The sequence below is a fragment of the Alcaligenes pakistanensis genome, from assembly GCF_014652815.1.
Classification (GTDB): Bacteria; Pseudomonadota; Gammaproteobacteria; order Burkholderiales; family Burkholderiaceae_B; genus Alcaligenes; species Alcaligenes pakistanensis.
This window is the reverse complement of sequence record NZ_BMZN01000003.1, coordinates 254,525-272,671: the sequence shown is the minus strand read 5'-3', so window position 1 is coordinate 272,671 and position 18,147 is coordinate 254,525. Positions and strand designations below refer to the sequence as shown.

Sequence of the window (18,147 nt, the reverse complement as noted above, 5' to 3'; positions counted from 1 at the left end):
GATATGCCTATTTCTAACGCCATGATTTTTCCGCGCTTCGCACTGGCAGGGATGGTGCTGGCCTTGTCCGCGTGTGCTGTCGGCCCTGATTATCAACGGCCCGATGCGCCGGTTGGCGAGCATTTCCGGGAAGCGGTGCGTTCCACCGCCTGGAAGGAAGCGGAGCCGGCAGACTTGAAGGATCGCGGGCCGTGGTGGGAAAGCTTGAACGATGGCGTGCTCAATACCTTGATGCAGAGCCTGAACGAGCAGAACTTCACCTTGCAGCAGGCACAGGCGCGGGTCCGTCAGGCGCAGGCAACTTTGTCTGGCACCAGTGCAACGCAATTCCCGCAGGTGGGCAGTTCAGTGGGCAGCACGCGGCGGGGCAGTGGCTCGGGCGACACCAGCCAAAGCAGTAGCGCTTATGACGCCAGCATTACCGTTAATTGGGAAGTGGATTTGTGGGGGCGGATTCGCCGTCAAGTTGAAGCCGGTGATGCTGGCCTGCAAGCCAGCGCCGCCGATATGGCCGCCACACGCTTGAGTCTGCAGTCACAATTGGCCCAAGCTTATTTGCAGTATCGCAGTGTGGAGTCCAGCGAACGAGTGCTGGACCAAACGGTTGCGGCTTACGAGCGTTCCTTGCAGATCAACCAGAATCGCCTGGATGCTGGTTTTTCTGCGCCGGGAGATGTGGCGGCGGCCTTGAGTCAGCTAGAAGGGGCGCGCACCCAGCGCTTGGCTCTGAATCGTGAAAAAGCGACTTATCAGCATGCCATGGCCGTGTTAGTGGGGCGTGCTCCGTCACAGTTCGAGGTAGTGCCGCACGCGCCTTGGCCCGTCACCCCGGATACGCCGGTGGGCCTGCCATCCAGCTTGCTGGAACGTCGTCCGGATGTAGCCCGTGCCGAGCGTCGTATGGCGCAGGCCAATGCCCAGATTGGCGTTGCCAAAGCGGCCTGGTTTCCCAGCTTGAACTTGAAAGCCAGTGGCGGCTTTAGCAGTAGCGATTTAAGTGAATGGCTCACAGCACCAGCGCGTGTCTGGTCCTTGGGCCCTGCGTTTGCCCTGACCTTGCTGGATTTTGGTGCGCGACGTGCTCAGGTGGAGCAGGCAGAGGCCAGCTATGACGAGCAATTGGCGGCCTACCGCCAGACTGTGCTGGATGCGCTGAAAGAGGTGGAGGATGCCTTGTCCGAGCGCCAGGGTCTGGAACTGGAGCAGGCCAGCCAAGCACGTGCTCTGGCTGCTGCGCGGGAGTCCTTGCAATTGACGCGCAATCAATTTGATGCCGGTTTGGTGGACTTTCTGAGTCTGGCGCAAACCCAGGCCACCGCCTTGTCGGCTGAACGACAGGCATTGGATCTGGAGTCTCAACGCCTGAGGGCGGCCGTCAAGCTGATGGTGGCGTTAGGCGGCGGCTGGGATGCACAAACCGGGCTGACTCCCGAGGAAGTCACAAAAGCGGGGATGAGACCAAATACAGAGGAGTCTGCTCCTGCCGCGCTCAGTCCTGTTGTGGAATGAGGCGTTAGACCGGCGCCGCTTGCCTCGCCCCAGTATGCGATATTGATCTGTATTTGGGTATAGCGGGGCTTACCGTGTAGCCGCTTTACAAGCAAATAAGTACCCCCAGAGCTGGATAGCAATCCAGTTATGGGGGTACTGTTTTTTGAGCGTGATGTTCTACGGTTAGTCCTGGTCCATCCAGGCATAAAGGCCATCAACCCATTCTTCGCTGTCAGCCAGGCCTAGGGTGGCTTGAATCTGCTCGGCGCGCTCGTACAAATCATCAAAATCAATTTTTGGCGGATTCACAAACGCCAGTGCGACCAGATTGCCGTCGTGCGTTTCGGGTAACCAAACCACGGCTGCAAAACTTTCTTGCAGCGCATGTAGATTACGGGCATGTACCAGTTCAGAACCCAGCAGATTCACCGTCAGCAAGCCTTGCGGGCCTAGCGCTTGTCGGCAAGCCTGATAAAAGGCCTGGCTTTCCAGGGCCGGGTGTTCCGCTTGATCGGTATAGACATCAATTTGCAGCACATCCAGTTCGCCATCTATGGCGGCCAGATAGTCCAGCGCATCGACTGTGTGTACGCTCAGGCGCTCGTCATCGGGCGGCAGATTAAAGAGCAGTCGGCTGGCTTGCACAACCTCGGGGTTGATCTCCACCGCATCGATGCGTGTCGTGGGAAAGTGCTGGTAGCAAAAACGCGTCAAGCTGCCTGCGCCCAAACCCAGTTGGGCAATGCGTTGTGGTTCGTTCTGGAACAAGGTCCAGATCATCATTTGCCGGATGTAATGTAGCTCCAGCTGGTCGGGAGCATCCAGGCGCATAGCGCCCTGCACCCAGGGCGAGCCCAGGTGCAGGTAGCGTACGCCTTCGTGTTCCGAAATAGTGGCGTGTGGCGTCATGCCGGGTCGCTGTCCAGCATGTGGCGTATGCCGGCAATACCGTGTGCACCATGTTCGCGGGCATCGGCCAAGGTGTGGGCTGATTGTCCGCCAATCGCAAAAACGGGAAGGCCAGCTTGTTCCGCCAGCTTGGCAAAACGGGCCCAGCCCATACCGGGATCGCCGGGATGGGAAGCGGTTTCCAGGACATGGCCCAGAACCAGGAAGTCTGCCCGGATTTTGTGGGCAACTTCAATATCATTGTCATTGTGGGTAGACATGCCGATCAAGCCTTTGCTGATCACGGGAAAGGCGGTCAGGGTGTCGTGGCATTGCTCGGACAGGGCCAGTGCGTCACTGGCGCGCAAATGCACGCCGTCGGCGTGGTCCCACCAACTTTCAGGGTGCAGGCTATTGACCAGGCAGCGCGCTTGGTAGCGCTGGCACAGGTTCACCACTTGCAGGAACGCTTGGTGCAGATGAAATTCGGCATCGGGCCGAGCAGCCCAGGCTGGTTCACGAAACTGGACTAATGCCGGGCCTTGTTGCAGGGCATGCTCCAGTTGTTCCAGATAGGCGGGTAAGCGGGTCGGCTCTTCGATGTGGGTAATCAGGTAGCGTTCAGGCAGTTGCAGCCATTTCAGAGGTGGTTCTGTGGCGGGCAGGACAGGGCCGACTTCCAAGGGGCCAGTGGGGTTCACCCAGGCAAGCTCTTGGCCTTCCAGGCATTGTGGTTCGCCGTCCCATTCTCGCACCAGGCAGAAAGAGAGTTTGACGAAATTCTTGGGGTATTCGTGTGTATAGGTGACCCAGGGATGTGCATGGGTGGTTTCAATGCCGAGTTCTTCGCGCAGTTCCCGTATCAGCGCCTGTATAACGCTCTCGCCCGCTTCAATCTTGCCGCCTGGTAGTTCCCACCAGCCTGGCCAGGGTTTATCGGCTGGGCGTTTTCCCAGTAGCACTTGGCCGTGTTGGTTCAGTAAAACGCCAACGGCCACTTCCAGCGTGGGTTTAGACATGTCTAGCGGTCCAGTCTCTAGCAAATTGACGTGCTACCCGGCCCGAGCGCGAACCGCGTTCCAGTGCCCATTGCAAGGCTTCCATGCGCGAGCTCTCAATGTGTTCTGCCGGGCAACCCGAAGCGCCAAGCCAGTAATACACAATGTCCAGGTAGTCGTCTTGTTTAAAGGGGTAAAACGACAACCATAGTCCAAAGCGCTCGGACAGGGATACCTTTTCTTCGACCGCTTCACCGGGGTGAATCTCGCCGTCCGCGGACGTGGAGGTACTCAGGTTTTCCTTCATGTACTCGGGCATCAGATGACGTCGGTTGGACGTGGCGTAGATCAGTACATTGTCACCGGGGGAGGCCAGGGAGCCGTCCAGTACGGATTTGAGTGCCTTGTAGCCTGCTTCGCCTTCTTCAAAAGACAGGTCGTCGCTGAAGATGATGAAGTGTTCCGGGCGGCCGCTGATCAGGTCAATGATCGTGCCCAGATCGCCTAGGTCGGACTTGTCTACTTCAATCAGGCGCAGGCCCTGATCGGCAAATTTGGCCAGCATGGCTTTGACCAGAGAGCTTTTGCCTGTACCGCGAGCGCCCGTCATCAAAACGTTATTAGCGGGTTTGCCAGCCAGGAAATGGCGGGTGTTGCGCTCAATAATGCCTTTCTGGCGTTCGATGTGGTGCAGGTCTTCGGTTTGGATGGAGGCAATATGCTGAACGCCTTCCAGCCAGCCGCGAGAGCCGTTGGTACGCCAGCGAAAAGCAATAGCATCCCAATTAATGGGGGGTGGAGCAGGGGGCAACCAGGCTTCTAATTGAGCAAGAACACGCTCGGCCCGGCTGATCAGGGTACTAAGGTCTTGCGAACTCAAGACAGTCTCCGTTTCAGGTTGAAATGCTTATTATCGCTAATTTGACATCTTTTTCTGTGATCACTGTTGCGCATGACGAGTAACAATGGGCCCAAAGCGATTCAAAATCGTATAATCATCAAGTTACGATTGGCCGGTATCGGCCCCCTCCCTTACTCGTGCGGAATTCTGTTTTGAACCTGTCCACCCTGATTGAACCTATTGCCGACGACATGAAGGCTCTTGATGTCGTCATTCGTGAGCGCTTGAATTCGGATGTGGTGCTGATACGCACAATCGGCGAATACATCGTTAGTGCGGGTGGCAAGCGCATGCGTCCTGCGCTGCTGCTGCTGGTAGCCCGTGCCTTGGCCTATCAGGGAAACACGCATCATCTGCTGGCTGGCGTGGTGGAGTTCATCCACACCGCCACCTTGCTGCACGACGATGTGGTTGATGAGTCCGATATGCGTCGTGGCCGTAACACGGCCAATGCGGTTTACGGCAATGCCGCCAGCGTACTGGTAGGCGACTATCTGTATTCGCGCTCTTTCGAGATGATGGTGCAGTCCAATTCCATGCCCTCTATGGCTGTGCTGTCGGCTGCCACCACGGTGATCGCTGAAGGCGAGGTTTTGCAGCTGCTGAATGTACACGACCCGGACGTTTCGCTGGAGCGTTACCTGCAAGTGGTGCGCTACAAAACTGCCAAGCTGTTTGAGGCGGCTGCCCAGGTGGGCGCGATTGTGGCGGGTGCCAATGCTGAAATGGAAGAAGCCATGGCAGCCTATGGCCGTCACTTGGGTACTGCCTTCCAATTGGTGGACGATGTACTCGATTACACCGGCGATGCCCAGGCTCTAGGCAAGAACGTGGGCGACGACCTGCGCGAAGGTAAACCCACCATGCCACTGATCCGTGTCATGGAAGTAGGAACACCGGAGCAGGTCCAACTGATCAAGTCGGCGATTGAAACCGGTGATGCGGATTTTGCGGCGGTGGCTCAGGCTATCGAGCAAACCGATGCGCTTGCCTACACGCGCGACGCGGCACATGCAGAAGCGCAGCTGGCGGTAGAAGCCTTGGCAGCGGTGCCAGACAGCGAGTACAAGCAGGTTTTGCTGGATTTGTGTGCATTCTCGATACAACGAGATCGTTAAGCGCCATACGAAACCAAGCCCGCCGTCAGGCGGGTTTTTTTGTAATAAGAACCCGAAAGTTACGTGTTTTCGCGTGTTCAGGCAGCGGCTCATGTTATTTTTCAAGCCCATTACAATGATTTCCGTGCGAGCCCTTGTCGACTCAGACTTGCTCGTGCCAGATTGATACGCGCTCTGAAGGATTTGGCTTTCACCTGTGCCATGCAGCAGACAGAGGCGTTGCCTTATCCAAAAGATGTAAGGAAATACGGATAGATGAATATTCAACTCGATATTGCACAGACGGTCGGGATGGCCGCTGTTTTTTTAGTGCTAGGGGAATACATAAAAAATCGCGTGGCTATTTTGGCCCGCTATTTCATTCCCAGTCCCATTATCGGTGGTCTGGTCTTTTCTCTGATCGCGCTGATTGGCTACCAAACGGGCGCTTTTACCTTTGAGTTCAATGACGATATACGTCATTTCCTGCTGATGGCTTTTTTCACCACCATTGGTTTTTCAGCTAGTTTTGAGCTGTTGAAAAAAGGTGGTGTCGCGGTCGCCCTGTTTTTAGGCTGTGCGGTAGGGTTGATCGTTTTGCAAAACGTACTGGGCGTGTCCCTTGCTGTGCTCCTGGATGCCAATCCCTTGTTGGGGCTGGCGGCAGGCTCGGTATCCATGACAGGTGGGCACGGCACCTCGGGTGCGTTTGGTCCTTTGCTGGAAAAAGCGGGTGCTGTGGGGGCCTTGCCTGCCGCTATCGCTGCCTCGACTTGGGGCTTGGTGATGGGGTGTGTCATCGGTGGCCCATTGGGCAAGCGCTTGATGCGAAAACACAATATCTCGGGGCCTGAGCCACACCGCCGTCATCGTCGTCAACACGAAGGCAAGGATGCGCCCACAAAAATCGTGACAGAAACGACCCAGGTGGAAGAGGGTGGTTTCGATATGCCGGTGTATGCGGTCATTCTGCTTTGTGTGGCCATTGGTATTGGTAGCGTCATTATTGATTTCCTGGCTAGCTACAAAATCGTTTTGCCCGAGTATCTGGGTTCGATGCTGATTGCAGCGGCTATTCGCAATATCATCGACTGGCGTCACTATCGTTTACCAGAAAAAGAGTTTGAGACTATCGGTAATGTCTCACTGGCCTTTTTCCTGGTCCTGTCCCTGATGGTCATGAAGCTGTGGCAATTGGCCGAAGTAGCTGGCCCTCTCTTGGTGATCCTGATTGCACAAACGGTATTGATGTTCTTTTTTGCCACCTACGTCACGTTCAAGGTCATGGGTAAAGACTATGACGCAGTGGTGATGTCGGCTGGGCACTGCGGCTTTGGTATGGGTGCCACGCCTAACGCCATGGCTAATATGCAGGCTTTCACCGAGGATAACGGTCCTTCCCGCAAGGCCTTCTTTGTGATTCCCTTGGTGGGTTCTTTGTTTATCGATTTCTTCAATGCCGTCATCATTACTGGCTTCTTGAAGGTCTTAAGCTAAATAGCCGCAACCCAGGCACGGTGATGTAGAACCTTGCCTGATTTGCCTAGCTCCCTAGGTCTGGATTTTCATCCATGCCGATTGGGAGCTATTTTTTTGTGCCTGGATTTTTACTTGCGCTTTATTCACACTTCCAGCCTTTAAATTTATGGATGTGTTCTATCGCGTGTTTGCCTTGGCGCAAGGACACTACGCTCGGGCTGCGCTTCAATTGTGATTGTCTCTAGGGAGTGCACAATGCGAAGCCATGTAGTGGGATCAGTGCTGTTAGTGGCCATTCTGGCCGGATGTTCGGCTGGAGAGTCCAGCACTCAAGCCGGTTTGCCAGAACTGGTCGAAGTAGCTGGTCCGGCGCGTGATGTCATGCAGGCAGGGGAGTTCTTGCTGGATGGCCGCCTGATTGCTTCTGACACCGTGACATATGCTCCCTCGCCCATGCTCAAAGCCATGAAGTATCAGGTCAGTCAGTATGAGTACGACCAATGTGTCCGTGCTGAACGTTGCAAGGCGGCCGATGCCGTCGGGCAGGGACAAGCCAAGAATATGCCGGTGGTCGGTGTTAGCTGGCAGGACGGGCAGGACTATGCCGCCTGGCTTAGCGAGCGCACGGGCAAGAAGTTTCGTTTGCCGGACTATCTGGAGTGGAGCTATTTTGCGGACCTGAAAGTGCCGGAATCTGCTCAGACTGGGTTAGATGAAAACGAGCAGGCGGCACTGTGGCTACAGGAATATCAGGACAGCTATAGGCGCAAGCAGGAGCAGGAAGTGCCATTGGCCCCTTTAGGCCAAGGCGTGGCAAATGCTTATGGGGTTTTTGATGCTGCCGGGCAGGTAGCCGAATGGACCAACACCTGCCACGTTCGGGTGCACCGTATCAGTATGCCGCCTGCTGAATCACGCCTGGAAAACTGCGGCGTCCGTACCTTGGGCGGGGAGCATATTGCGGTGATGCCCGACTTTATCCGTGATCCTAAAACAGGCGCGTGTTCGGTTGGTGTACCACCGCGGTATCTGGGTTTGCGTCTGGTGACTGAAGACTAAAACGGTGTTTAGCCGCGCTCCAGGATGGTGTGTGCAAACTTATCCAGATCAGCAATCGTAATTTGCTTACGGCCTGCCAGAATCAGGCCTTGGTGATCCCAACTGCTAACCACCCGACTGGCCGTGTACAAGGTTGTACCGGCCAGATCCGCCAGGTCTTGCCGGGTCACAGGAATACTTAAAGAAGTGCCTTGGGCACCGCTTTGCCCCACTTGACGAATCAAGCGCAGCAAGCTGTGAGCCAGTCGCTGCTCCACTTCCAGGCTATGAATTTCCAACAGGCGGTCATCGGCATCGCTCAGGCGACGCGCTACCGTGTCTTGGGCGCTGCTAAGCAGGCAGGGAAAGCGTTGCGTCAGGCTGTCCCAGGATTTCTCCGGCCAGGCCAACGCAGCACTGGTGGTCACGCTGATCGCGGTGGCCGGGTAGTTACGCCGGCGTAAGGCAGGGGCAATGCCAATAACATCACCCGGCAAGGCAAAACGCACCAGTAATTGGGAGCCGTTGGGCATCGTACGCACCACTTTGATCAGACCCTGCAGCAGGACGTAAAAATGGTCACTACTTTGCTCTTGCCGAAAGACCTGGCTGTCCTTGTCGTAGTGCATCAGGCGTCCCTCTTGCCAGAGCTCATTGATGCTGGTCGCATCCAGAGCAGAGAACACGGGCAGGCTGGCTAACAAGGAGGGGTAGGAGATGTCAGTCATCACTTAAGCTTTCTGAGCGGGTTTTAAGCCCTAGTTTGCTGGCCAGCTTGTGCAGATTGCTGGGGTCTATGCCTAGCTGTCGGGCAGCCTGGCTCCAGTTACCCTCGGTCTGTTCTAGGGCGTGCCGAATCAGCTGACTTTGCAACTGTTCAACGGACTGGCGCAAGGACTGGCTGGGTACCCCTACTGCCAAGCTGGTCCTTGTAACTGGCTGCTGAGGCGATGGTAACAAGTTGAGATTATCGGCGCTAAGAGTAAATATTTGGTTACGATCTGGCGTATCGACCAGCAGGCGGATGGTTGCGCGGCTAATTAAATGCTCCAATTCGCGGACGTTACCAGGCCAATGATAAGCCAGTAAAGCAGCTTCCGCGTCGTGGGCGAGACGAATTCCGCGCAATCCCAAACGAGAACGGTTAGTTTCCAAAAAATGGCCTGCCAGCAGCAGGATGTCCTGATGGCGCTCGCGCAAGGCCGGGATGGTCAAGGGAAAAACCGACAGTCGGTGGAACAAGTCTGCTCGGAAACCGCCTTGTGCAATTTGCTGCGTCAGGTCCCGGTTGGTGGCAGCGACCAGGCGCACATTCAGCCTGATGGGATGGTCGGCGCCCAGGCGCTGGATCTCACCATTTTGCAAGGTACGCAATAACTTGGCCTGAATGGTTAAAGACAACTCACCAATTTCGTCCAGAAACAGCGTGCCACCCTGGGCCGCTTCAAAACGTCCGGCGCGGTGTTCGTGAGCGCCCGAAAATGCCCCTTTGACGTGACCAAACAGCTCGCTTTCAGCCAAAGACTCAGGCAGGGCGGCACAGTTTACGTAGATCAGTGGCTTGCTGTGCCGCGGCGAGCGCTGGTGCAGGCGTTGCGCAAACAACTCTTTGCCCACGCCAGTCTCGCCCAGCAACAAAACCGGCAGTTCAGATGTGGCCACAGTATCCAGAAGCTGAATCACTTCCAGCAAGGACTTGCTGTTGCCGATAATGGAGGCCGAGTTGCTGCGCGACAAATAGTCGGGCGGCAAGGTGGACAACAAGCGCAGGCTGCGGTTTTCTTCTTCCATTTCACTGATGCGGATGGCACTTTCCAGAATCAGGCACCAGTGTTTCAACTCGACCAGCATGGAGGCTGAAAACGTCCCTGGCCGTAACGCATCCAGGGTCAGTATTCCCCAAGGTGTACCTTGCACCTGCAAGGTAATCCCGACACAGTCATGTACGGGCAGGGGTTGGCCCAGCTTGTCATCCAGCAGGCCATCGTAGGGGTCGGGCAGGCCACAGTTGGGCTCAAAGCGAGTCAAGTTGGCCGAGCTCAGAATCCGAGCCAGCCGAGGGTGATCGGCAATCACAAAGTGACGCCCCAGTGTGTCGTTACCCAGACCGCTGGCCGCCACGATGCGCAGCACGGTGTCGTCCAGTTTGAGTAGGCCAGCAGCATCACAGCCAAAGTGGCGGGCCAGCAAATGCACCATGCGTTGCAGACGCAGTGGCCCCGGAATCTCAGTAGCGAGATCGGCAATCAAGAGATCGAGCATGGGTGGAAAATACCCTTATGGTGAAAAGTACCCAGTTTTGTCGGGGTAGTTTATACCTAGCTTCCCCGCAAACCATTGATCTATGTCGTCTGGGACTTGGCACGGTCTTTGCTTTATAGGTTTTGTCATACATTTTTAAGGACTATGACATGACCCCCGATTTAGCAGAGCATCGCTACCAGGCTTGTACCCCGATCCGTCCACGGCAATGTGGCCCGGACGATTCAAATAGGCCAATTTTTTATATTCATGGATTACACAGTGGGTCGTCGCAGGCTCAGCATGCCGTGTTGGACTCAACCTTTCTGGCTCGCTTGCAAGGACCCATCAGCTCGGCTGTGGCTACCTTGCTCAAGCAGATTCGTATCCGGATGCAATCGTCCAGTAGTCAGGGGCTAGCATTCGGCCCTAGCGCTGCTCGTATCGCACAGCAAACCTCTTTTTCAAGCAGTCACTCATCGCGATGGGGCCGTACCCAAACAGGTTTTGACCAGGAGTCTGGACAGTACCAGGACCTGTTTGGATTGGGTCGTTTGATTCATCAGCGAGACGGAGAACAAAATGCGTAGCTACAAAAAACTATGGTGGTCCCTGGTGGCAGTCACCATAGTGACGTTTGCCATTCTGGGCTGGACCGGTGTGGAGGTGTATCGTCAGGCACCCCCTATGCCTGTTCAGGTGGTGACACCGGATGGCCGTGAGTTCACCTCACAGGAACAGATTCATCGCGGCCAGTCTGCCTGGCAAAGTACAGGCGGTATGCAGCTAGGCTCGATCTGGGGCCATGGCGCTTATCAGGCCCCTGACTGGAGCGCGGACTGGTTGCACCGCGAGGCACTGGCTTGGCTGGACCTGGCTGCCGAGCAAGCTCATTCCCTGAAGTACGAGCAGCTAAGCTCCAGCCAGCAGGCCACATTGCGGCAGGAGCTGCAGGACGAATATCGTCCCAATCGTATTGATGAAGCAACGGGCGTGCTGCAGATCAGCGAACGCCGTGCCCAGGCGATTGATACAACGGCCAAGTACTACATTGATTTGTTCGGCGATGCTCCCGAGCTGAAGTCCAGTCGCGAAAGCTTTGCCATGAAGGACAACACCCTGCCAGAGTTGCAGCGCCGTCAGGACATGACACGCTTCTTTTTCTGGCTGTCCTGGGCAACTGTGACCGAGCGTCCTGGCACTACTGTCAGCTATACCAATAACTGGCCCCATGAGCCTCTGGTGGATAACCATCCTTCCACGGCCAATATTGTGTGGTCTATTGTCAGTATTGTTCTGCTTTTGGCCGGTATCGGTTTGCTGGTCTGGATCTGGGCGTTTACACACAAGGACGAGCAGGCGCCTGTCGCTCCGGCTACTGACCCGGTGTTGGCATTTCGCCTAACACCTTCCCAGCGCGCACTGAAAAAATATGCCTTTTTGACGGTCGCCCTGTTTGTTATCCAGGTCTTCTTGGGAGGCTTTACCGCGCACTATACCGTTGAAGGCCAGATGTTCTATGGCATCGACGTCTCACAGTGGTTCCCGTATTCCCTGACCCGTACCTGGCACATTCAGGCGGCTTTGCTGTGGATTGCCAGCGGCTTTTTAACAGCCGGTCTGTTCTTGGTGCCATTAATTAATGGCGGTGAAGACCCCAAGTTCCAGCGTCTGGGTGTGGATGTCCTGTTTGGCGCCCTGGTTGTCTTGTTCATTGGCTCTTTTGCCGGTAACTTCCTGGCTATCAAACACATCTTGCCGCCTGAACTGAACTTCTGGTTCGGTCATCAAGGCTATGAGTATCTGGATCTGGGCCGTTTCTGGCAGATCGTGAAGTTCATTGGTCTGGCATTTTGGCTGTTGCTGATGCTGCGTGGCATGTGGCCTGCCTTGCGTCGCGACAAGGGTGACAACCACCTCTTGATCTTGTTGACCATCTCTACCGTCGCTATTGGCCTGTTCTACGGCACCGGCCTGTTCTATGGCGAACACACCAATATCACCATCATGGAGTACTGGCGCTGGTGGGTGGTTCACCTGTGGGTTGAGGGCTTCTTCGAGGTCTTTGCCACCGTTGCCATGGGCTTTATCTTCCTGACCTTGGGTCTGGTGTCCAAGCGCAGTGCCACGATCGCCGGTCTGGCTGCAGCCTCCCTGTTCCTGGTAGGCGGTGTGCCGGGTACCTTGCATCATCTGTATTTCTCGGGGACGACCACTCCTATCATGGCAATTGGTGCTTCCTTCAGTGCTTTGGAAGTGGTGCCTTTGATCATGCTGGGCTACGAAGCCTTCCATAACTGGAAGATGCAAAAGCAAGCCAGCTGGATGAGTGATCTGCGTTGGCCCGTCATGTTCTTCGTGGCGGTGGCGTTCTGGAACATGTTGGGTGCCGGTGTGTTTGGCTTCCTGATTAACCCACCTATCTCGCTTTACTACATTCAAGGTCTGAACACGACACCATTGCATGCACACGCTGCCTTGTTCGGGGTGTATGGCTTCCTGTCACTGGGCTTTGTCTTGCTGGTGGTGCGTTACATCGCGCCAGAGGTACGCTACAACGACCGCCTGATGAGCTGGGGGTTCTGGACACTGAATATTGGTCTGGTCCTGATGATGTTCGTCAGCCTGTTGCCCGCCGGTATTATTCAGGCCTGGGCCAGCATCTCTGAGGGCATGTGGTACGCCCGTAGTGAAGAGTTCATGCAACAGCCTATCCTGCAGTCTTTGCGCTGGTGGCGTACGTTGGGTGACACGGTGTTTATTGCCGGTGCCCTGATCGTATTCCAGCAAGTTTGGGTACGTATCACAGCAGGACGCCGGAGCTCTTCGGCCAATGCTGCAGGTGCAGTAAAAACATCGTGATGCTTTTTCAGGACGGTCTCTTTTTTCTGTGAGATTCCGTCTATCAAAAAAACCGCCTTCGGGCGGTTTTTTTTGTTGCTTATACGAGATGCTTGCGCTGCAGCAAAGAGTGCTTAGTCAGATTGCGGTCCAATACATTCAGTAACTGTTAGATCTGAAAAACATTTAATCAGCAGGCATCACGCCTGGATCAAACCGGAGGTAGTATGGAACGTCGTCATTTCTTGAAAAGTGCTGGCCTAGGTGTCGCCGCAGGAACGACTTTGCTGGCGGCTCAAGTACAAGCCCGCGAGACGGCTGCACCACAAAAGAACGCGCCCTGGATGGCTGCGCGTACAGAAGCCCAGATCGCCAAGCTGGAGCGGGTCAAGGTGGATCTGGTTGCGCCTCCTATGGTCCACAAGCACGAGCAAAAAGTCGGTCCCGCGCCACGTGTGGTGGAGTTCCGCATGAGCATCACCGAAAAAGAAATCGTGGTCGATCGCGATGGCACAACCATGCACGCCATGATGTTTGACGGTTCCATGCCCGGCCCCACCATGGTGGTTCATGAAGGGGACTACCTGGAGCTGACTCTGGTCAACCCAGCCACTAACACCATGCCGCACAACATCGACTTTCACGCCTCGACTGGCGCGCTGGGCGGTGCCAAGCTGACCAACGTGAACCCCGGTGAACAAGCCACGCTGCGCTTTAAGGCTGACCGTACTGGCACGTTCATCTACCACTGCGCACCTGAAGGTTCGGTAGCCTGGCACGTGGTTCAGGGCATGCACGGTACCGTCATGGTGCTGCCACGCGATGGCCTGAAAGACTCGGCGGGCAATTCTTTGCATTATGACCGTGTCTACACCATTGGCGAATTTGACCTCTACATCCCCCGTGATGAAAAGGGCAACTTCAAAAAGTACGGTTCTTCGGCCGAAAGCTACGGCGATACCCTGGAAGCCATGCGTGGTCTGATCCCCAGCCACGTGGTGTTCAACGGTAAAGTCGGTTCCTTGATGGGCGACGGTGCCATGAAAGCCAATGTGGGTGAAACCGTGTTGTTCATTCACTCGCAGGCCAACCGCGATACCCGTCCTCACCTGATCGGTGGTCACGGCGATTGGGTGTGGGAACTGGGTAAATTTGATGACCCACCAGCCAAGAACCTGGAAACCTGGTTCATTCGTGGCGGCTCGGCTGGCGTAGCACTCTACACCTTCAAGCAGCCTGGTGTGTACGCCTACGTGAACCACAACCTGATCGAGGCCATGGAACTGGGCGCAGCGGGTCACGTCCTGGTCGAAGGCGACTGGAACGACGACTTGATGAAGCAAGTCAGCCCTCCCGGCCCTATCAAGGGCTAAATCAGGGGCATAGGTCCAGCGTGCGGAATTGATCTTAAAGTGACGTCGTCAATTCCGCCCAGGGCTCAAGGCAGTGTTTGGGCAGTAAGGAAGTTAATGAAGAAGCAGGGGGTTTGGGCCATGAAAGCCGGGCCTCTTGTTTGGAAAACGCAGTATCAGCCGGGCATACGTTTATGCCGACTGTTTAAAGGGTAAACCCATGAGAACCTATACCCCCGCCACCATGATGTACTCCGCAATGGCCGCTTTGCTCTTGTTGGCTGCCACACCTGCTGCACACGCCGACTCGGAAGAAGCCCTCAAGCTGTACAAGTCCTCGTGTATGGTCTGTCACGCATCAGGTATGGCCAATGCCCCCCGTCTGGGCGATAAGGCTCGTTGGGAGCCCCTGATTGCACAAGGCGAGGATGCTTTGATGGAAGTGGTTATCAAGGGCAAGGGCGCCATGCCACCGCGTGGTGCAGCGCCTAAGGCCACTGATGATCAATTGCGCAGCGTTGTGCGCTACATGATTGAAAAGGCCAGCTAAGCCGCTGACCTTTTCAGGCTGGGCTTACAAGTTCCAGTCGTAATCAACTGTCAGTGGTGCGTGGTCGCTGAAGCGCTCTTCTTTATAGACCGTGGCACTACGCGCTTTAGCAGCAATACCAGGGGTGGCAATTTGATAATCAATGCGCCACCCCACATTTTTGGCCCAAGCCTGACCACGGTTGCTCCACCAGGTGTAGCACTCGTCCGTGGTATCAGGATGCAGGCTGCGATACACGTCTACCCAGGACAGCTCGCTGAGCACTTTCGTCATCCAGGCGCGTTCTTCAGGCAGAAAACCGCTGTTTTTCAGGTTGCCTTTCCAGTTCTTCAAGTCTGCTTCGTGGTGCGCAATATTCCAGTCACCACAAATAATGAACTCGCGGCCGGTATCGCGGTGTTCCTGCATCAGGCCGCCAATCCACTGTTCAAAATGATCCAGAAAGCGGTATTTGGCCGTTTGACGCTCGTCGCCGGACGAACCCGAGGGCAGGTAGGCGCTGATGACACTGAGCTTGTCCCAATCGGCGCGGATGATGCGGCCTTCAGCATCAAACTCTTCGCAGGCCATGCCTTCGGCCACGGATTCGGCTTTGTGGTTCAAATACAGACCCACGCCGCTATAACCTTTTTTCTGTGCATGGTGAAAATGCCCGTGATACTGACCGGGGTGGGTCAGATCAGGCGTCAGATCATGCTCGCTGATCTTGATTTCCTGCATACAGACAATATGGGGTTTTTGGGCTTCGAGCCAGGCGGGCAGGCCTTTACGAAAGGCGGCACGAATACCGTTGACGTTTAACGAGGTGACGCGTAACACGTGGCAATTCTCCTTATAGCGTCAGCACTTTAACCCGTAATCTGCTTCGATGTCAGTGCTCGTCAGGGCTTGTTACGTGGCCGAGCCAAAACGGTAGCTGGACACGGTTAAACCGCCAAAGGCCTGGGTTTCATGGTGAAAGCGATGGGCAACATCACCACGGGCTGCACCAGCTGCCACCATGACAGGAACCAGGTGATCTTCCCGTGGATGAGCAATGCGGGCAGCAGGGGCTTGCTCCCAAGCCATCAAGGCCTGGCGGCGGGCATCAGGATCGTCCTGGCTCAGGCTTTCGTGCAACCAGGCATCAAACTGAGCTGAGGGTTCAACCCCGCCAGCACCCATATTGCGTAAGTTGTGATAGCTCAGGCCACTGCCAATAATCAGTACATCCTGGTCACGCAAGGGGGCCAGTGCCTGCCCCATGGCGTAGTGCAGGGCGGGATCGTAATTAGCGTGAATGGACAGTTGCACCATAGGGACCGTGGCTTGTGGATAAATCACGTAAGCGGGCACAAATGCACCGTGGTCAAAACCGCGTTGTGCATCCAGTTGCGTAGGCAGACCTGCGTTTTCCAGCAATTCACTGACCTGTTGGGCCAGGGCCGGATCGCCAGGGGCAGGGTAATGAATTTCGTAAGTGTGCGAGGGAAAACCGTAATAGTCGTACACCATCTTCGGCTGCGGAGCGGAGGCGATCAGTAAATGAGCCTGTTCTGCTTCCCAATGGGCGGAGACCATCAAAATCGCTTTGGGCGTACGGCCCAATTGGCGCGGAATATCCTGCAAGGCAGCACGCAGTGGTGCATACATGGTTTGCGCTTCAGGCATCCAGGGCCAGGGTCCGCCACCGTGCGAGATGAAGTAGGTGGGCATAGTCATGATGATCTCCTGCCCCTGCCCTGATAGGGGCAGGGAGTAAAGGGTTGAACGGGCGGCTTAGGCTTTGCCGCGACCTGCGTCTACGCTCCAAGGGCCAGGGCCAGCGGCGGCCAGGTACAGGAAAATAAAGCAGAACAGCACAGCCGCTTCACCACTATTGAGGATAGGCGTTGCAAAGGTGCTGGCGCTGGCATGGCCAATAAAGTAGGCGAACGCGCACAGGCCAGATGCAATAAAGGCGGCAAAACGCGAGAACAGACCAATCAGCAACAAGGCTCCCAGGATCAGCTCCAGGACGCCCGCAACGCCGTACATCGACGCAATCTGCAGGTTGGCGAACATCTCTACTTTGGGGAAACCCAGGATTTTGGCAGTACCGTGTGTCAGCAAAAGATAGCCCGCGACGATGCGCAGCAGACTAAGCAAGCGAGGAGTCCAGCTAGAGGTAAGGGCGCTCATGTATTTTCCTTTGGAAAGTTGACAGTATCGGTAAACAAAGCGGTATGGCTGGTGTGATGACAGAGAGTCTGTGTAAGACATGAGGCACGTCAGCCTTGTTCTGGTCCCGCCCATCCAAGGCCCAGACAGGCACCGGCTTACCGCTCTTTGAAGATTAATCAATTACTATCAGGAAATAAACAGCCCTATTTTCATTAGTTACTTTCTTATTAGGAAAGCATGGATACGATTCAGAGTTTGCGGGTGTTCCGGGAGATCGTGGCGGCAGGCAGCTTTGCGGCGGCTGCGCAACGTCTGGATATGTCAGCGCCTATGGTCAGCAAACATCTGGCCAATCTGGAAAAACAGCTGGGTGCCCGCTTGCTTCATCGCAGCAGCCGCCGTTTGAGCCTGACAGAGTTGGGGCAGACCTACTTTGATTACTGCTTACAGGCGCTCGATACCTTGGAGCGGGGCCAGCAGGCTTTGTCGGGTTCTGAGCATCAGCCGCAAGGGGTTTTGCGGGTGACAGCGCCCGTCTGGTTCGCGAATCGTAAAGTGGCGCAGTTGTTGCTGGATTACCAAATGCGATTTCCCGAGGTCACGCTGGATATGAGCCTGAGCAATCACAAAGTGGATTTGGTAGCGGAAGGCTTTGACTTGGCCTTGCGCGTGATGCGTGAGCCTGCGCCACACCAGATTGCGCGGCTTATTTGTCCCACACCGTTTCATCTGGTGGCCAGCCCGGAGTTTGTGGCTAAACATGGCTTGCCGCGTAATTGTGCGGAGGTGATGCGACTGCCCGCCATCAGCCCCAGTTATCTGCAGCAACCGAGTTTTGAGTTTTTGGGGCCGGAGGGGCCGGAGTCCCTGCGCCTGAATCCGTTGATGCGTTCGGACAACACGAATTTGACTTACTACAGTGCGTTGGGCGGCGCTGGTCTGGCTTATCTGCCCGAGTGGCTGGTAATGGATGATCTGAACAGTGGTCGGCTGCTGCGTCTGTTGCCAAACTACACCGAAGAGCTGCAGCAACTGCACGCTGTCTATGCCAGCCGTCGCTATTTGACGCCTAAAGTACGCAGTTTTATCGACTTCTTATTGGAAGAACTGGCGGTTCCTGGCAAGTGAT

The 18,147-nt window shown here is 55.6% G+C and carries 17 protein-coding genes; 9 read left to right on the top strand and 8 right to left on the bottom strand.

Annotated elements, in window-relative coordinates; all coding sequences use genetic code 11:
• Positions 1–3: 3 nt before the first annotated feature.
• Complete coding sequence (locus IE156_RS10565; protein ID WP_189392504.1) at positions 4–1,509, top strand: efflux transporter outer membrane subunit; 1,506 nt, start codon at positions 4–6, stop codon at positions 1,507–1,509.
• A gap of 165 nt (positions 1,510–1,674) precedes the next feature.
• On the opposite strand, the gene IE156_RS10560 is transcribed toward IE156_RS10565, so the two are convergent.
• Genes IE156_RS10560 through IE156_RS10550 form a run of 3 tightly spaced genes read right to left on the bottom strand, consistent with a single transcriptional unit; the run spans position 1,675 to position 4,257 of the window.
• Positions 1,675–2,400, bottom strand: coding sequence for a spermine/spermidine synthase domain-containing protein (locus IE156_RS10560; protein ID WP_189392503.1), 726 nt, complete (start codon positions 2,398–2,400; stop codon positions 1,675–1,677).
• Complete coding sequence (locus IE156_RS10555) at positions 2,397–3,398, bottom strand: Nudix family hydrolase (protein WP_189392502.1); 1,002 nt, start codon at positions 3,396–3,398, stop codon at positions 2,397–2,399. The genes IE156_RS10560 and IE156_RS10555 overlap by 4 nt, the downstream gene beginning before the upstream one ends.
• Positions 3,391–4,257, bottom strand: a complete 867-nt coding sequence (locus tag IE156_RS10550) for an ATP-binding protein (RefSeq protein WP_189392501.1) — start codon at positions 4,255–4,257, stop codon at positions 3,391–3,393. The genes IE156_RS10555 and IE156_RS10550 overlap by 8 nt, the downstream gene beginning before the upstream one ends.
• Positions 4,258–4,430: 173 nt before the next feature.
• On the opposite strand from IE156_RS10550, the gene ispB reads away from it, so the two are divergent.
• From ispB to IE156_RS10535, 3 genes are all read left to right on the top strand, one after another.
• The gene (ispB, locus tag IE156_RS10545; protein ID WP_189392500.1) at positions 4,431–5,396 is read left to right on the top strand and encodes an octaprenyl diphosphate synthase; all 966 of its coding nucleotides are present in this window, start codon (positions 4,431–4,433) and stop codon (positions 5,394–5,396) included.
• A gap of 255 nt (positions 5,397–5,651) precedes the next feature.
• On the top strand, positions 5,652–6,872 hold the full coding sequence (gene gltS / locus IE156_RS10540) for a sodium/glutamate symporter (RefSeq protein ID WP_189392499.1): 1,221 nt from the start codon (positions 5,652–5,654) through the stop codon (positions 6,870–6,872).
• Between the two features lie 237 nt (positions 6,873–7,109).
• Positions 7,110–7,913, top strand: a complete 804-nt coding sequence (locus IE156_RS10535) for a formylglycine-generating enzyme family protein (protein WP_189392498.1) — start codon at positions 7,110–7,112, stop codon at positions 7,911–7,913.
• An 8-nt stretch (positions 7,914–7,921) separates the two neighbouring features.
• Here the strand turns inward: IE156_RS10535 and IE156_RS10530 are convergent, their stop codons facing one another.
• On the bottom strand, positions 7,922–8,620 hold the full coding sequence (locus IE156_RS10530; protein WP_189392497.1) for a Crp/Fnr family transcriptional regulator: 699 nt from the start codon (positions 8,618–8,620) through the stop codon (positions 7,922–7,924).
• Entirely contained in the window at positions 8,613–10,154 is a 1,542-nt protein-coding gene (norR, locus tag IE156_RS10525; protein ID WP_189392496.1) for a nitric oxide reductase transcriptional regulator NorR, read from the bottom strand. The genes IE156_RS10530 and norR overlap by 8 nt, the downstream gene beginning before the upstream one ends.
• A 287-nt stretch (positions 10,155–10,441) precedes the next feature.
• On the opposite strand from norR, the gene IE156_RS10520 reads away from it, so the two are divergent.
• The 4 genes from IE156_RS10520 (at position 10,442) to IE156_RS10505 (ending at position 14,876) form a co-directional block, all read left to right on the top strand.
• On the top strand, positions 10,442–10,723 hold the full coding sequence (locus IE156_RS10520) for a hypothetical protein (RefSeq protein WP_189392495.1): 282 nt from the start codon (positions 10,442–10,444) through the stop codon (positions 10,721–10,723).
• Entirely contained in the window at positions 10,716–12,995 is a 2,280-nt protein-coding gene (locus IE156_RS10515; RefSeq protein ID WP_189392494.1) for a nitric-oxide reductase large subunit, read from the top strand. The genes IE156_RS10520 and IE156_RS10515 overlap by 8 nt, the downstream gene beginning before the upstream one ends.
• 206 nt (positions 12,996–13,201) lie before the next feature.
• Entirely contained in the window at positions 13,202–14,347 is a 1,146-nt protein-coding gene (gene nirK / locus IE156_RS10510; RefSeq protein ID WP_189392493.1) for a copper-containing nitrite reductase, read from the top strand.
• 199 nt (positions 14,348–14,546) lie between these two features.
• Complete coding sequence (locus IE156_RS10505) at positions 14,547–14,876, top strand: c-type cytochrome (RefSeq protein WP_189392492.1); 330 nt, start codon at positions 14,547–14,549, stop codon at positions 14,874–14,876.
• Positions 14,877–14,900: 24 nt separating this feature from the next.
• Here IE156_RS10505 and IE156_RS10500 read toward each other — a convergent pair whose 3' ends face one another.
• The 3 genes from IE156_RS10500 to IE156_RS10490 form a co-directional block, all read right to left on the bottom strand.
• Positions 14,901–15,695 (bottom strand): exodeoxyribonuclease III, encoded by a 795-nt coding sequence (locus IE156_RS10500; protein WP_189392491.1) that lies wholly within the window; start codon positions 15,693–15,695, stop codon positions 14,901–14,903.
• Positions 15,696–15,767: 72 nt separating this feature from the next.
• Positions 15,768–16,577, bottom strand: coding sequence for a DODA-type extradiol aromatic ring-opening family dioxygenase (locus IE156_RS10495; RefSeq protein WP_189392490.1), 810 nt, complete (start codon positions 16,575–16,577; stop codon positions 15,768–15,770).
• A gap of 57 nt (positions 16,578–16,634) precedes the next feature.
• Positions 16,635–17,036 carry a DoxX family protein gene (locus IE156_RS10490; protein WP_189392489.1) on the bottom strand — a complete coding sequence of 134 codons (402 nt, stop codon included), beginning with the start codon at positions 17,034–17,036 and terminating at the stop codon, positions 16,635–16,637.
• A gap of 219 nt (positions 17,037–17,255) precedes the next feature.
• Here IE156_RS10490 and IE156_RS10485 point away from each other — a divergent pair, with 219 nt between their 5' ends.
• On the top strand, positions 17,256–18,146 hold the full coding sequence (locus IE156_RS10485; protein ID WP_189392488.1) for a LysR family transcriptional regulator: 891 nt from the start codon (positions 17,256–17,258) through the stop codon (positions 18,144–18,146).
• Position 18,147 lies beyond the last annotated feature (1 nt).

What these genes read in the sequence shown, in the direction of transcription:
- IE156_RS10560 (WP_189392503.1), bottom strand. Translation starts at nt 2,400, where the DNA reads ATGACGCCACACGCCACTATTTCGGAACACGAAGGCGTACGCTACCTG.
- IE156_RS10530 (WP_189392497.1), bottom strand. Translation starts at nt 8,620, where the DNA reads ATGACTGACATCTCCTACCCCTCCTTGTTAGCCAGCCTGCCCGTGTTC.
- IE156_RS10505 (WP_189392492.1), top strand. Translation starts at nt 14,547, where the DNA reads ATGAGAACCTATACCCCCGCCACCATGATGTACTCCGCAATGGCCGCT.
- IE156_RS10565 (WP_189392504.1), top strand. Translation starts at nt 4, where the DNA reads ATGCCTATTTCTAACGCCATGATTTTTCCGCGCTTCGCACTGGCAGGG.
- IE156_RS10515 (WP_189392494.1), top strand. Translation starts at nt 10,716, where the DNA reads ATGCGTAGCTACAAAAAACTATGGTGGTCCCTGGTGGCAGTCACCATA.
- norR (WP_189392496.1), bottom strand. Translation starts at nt 10,154, where the DNA reads ATGCTCGATCTCTTGATTGCCGATCTCGCTACTGAGATTCCGGGGCCA.
- IE156_RS10555 (WP_189392502.1), bottom strand. Translation starts at nt 3,398, where the DNA reads ATGTCTAAACCCACGCTGGAAGTGGCCGTTGGCGTTTTACTGAACCAA.
- IE156_RS10485 (WP_189392488.1), top strand. Translation starts at nt 17,256, where the DNA reads ATGGATACGATTCAGAGTTTGCGGGTGTTCCGGGAGATCGTGGCGGCA.
- IE156_RS10490 (WP_189392489.1), bottom strand. Translation starts at nt 17,036, where the DNA reads ATGAGCGCCCTTACCTCTAGCTGGACTCCTCGCTTGCTTAGTCTGCTG.
- gltS (WP_189392499.1), top strand. Translation starts at nt 5,652, where the DNA reads ATGAATATTCAACTCGATATTGCACAGACGGTCGGGATGGCCGCTGTT.
- IE156_RS10495 (WP_189392490.1), bottom strand. Translation starts at nt 16,577, where the DNA reads ATGACTATGCCCACCTACTTCATCTCGCACGGTGGCGGACCCTGGCCC.
- nirK (WP_189392493.1), top strand. Translation starts at nt 13,202, where the DNA reads ATGGAACGTCGTCATTTCTTGAAAAGTGCTGGCCTAGGTGTCGCCGCA.
- IE156_RS10535 (WP_189392498.1), top strand. Translation starts at nt 7,110, where the DNA reads ATGCGAAGCCATGTAGTGGGATCAGTGCTGTTAGTGGCCATTCTGGCC.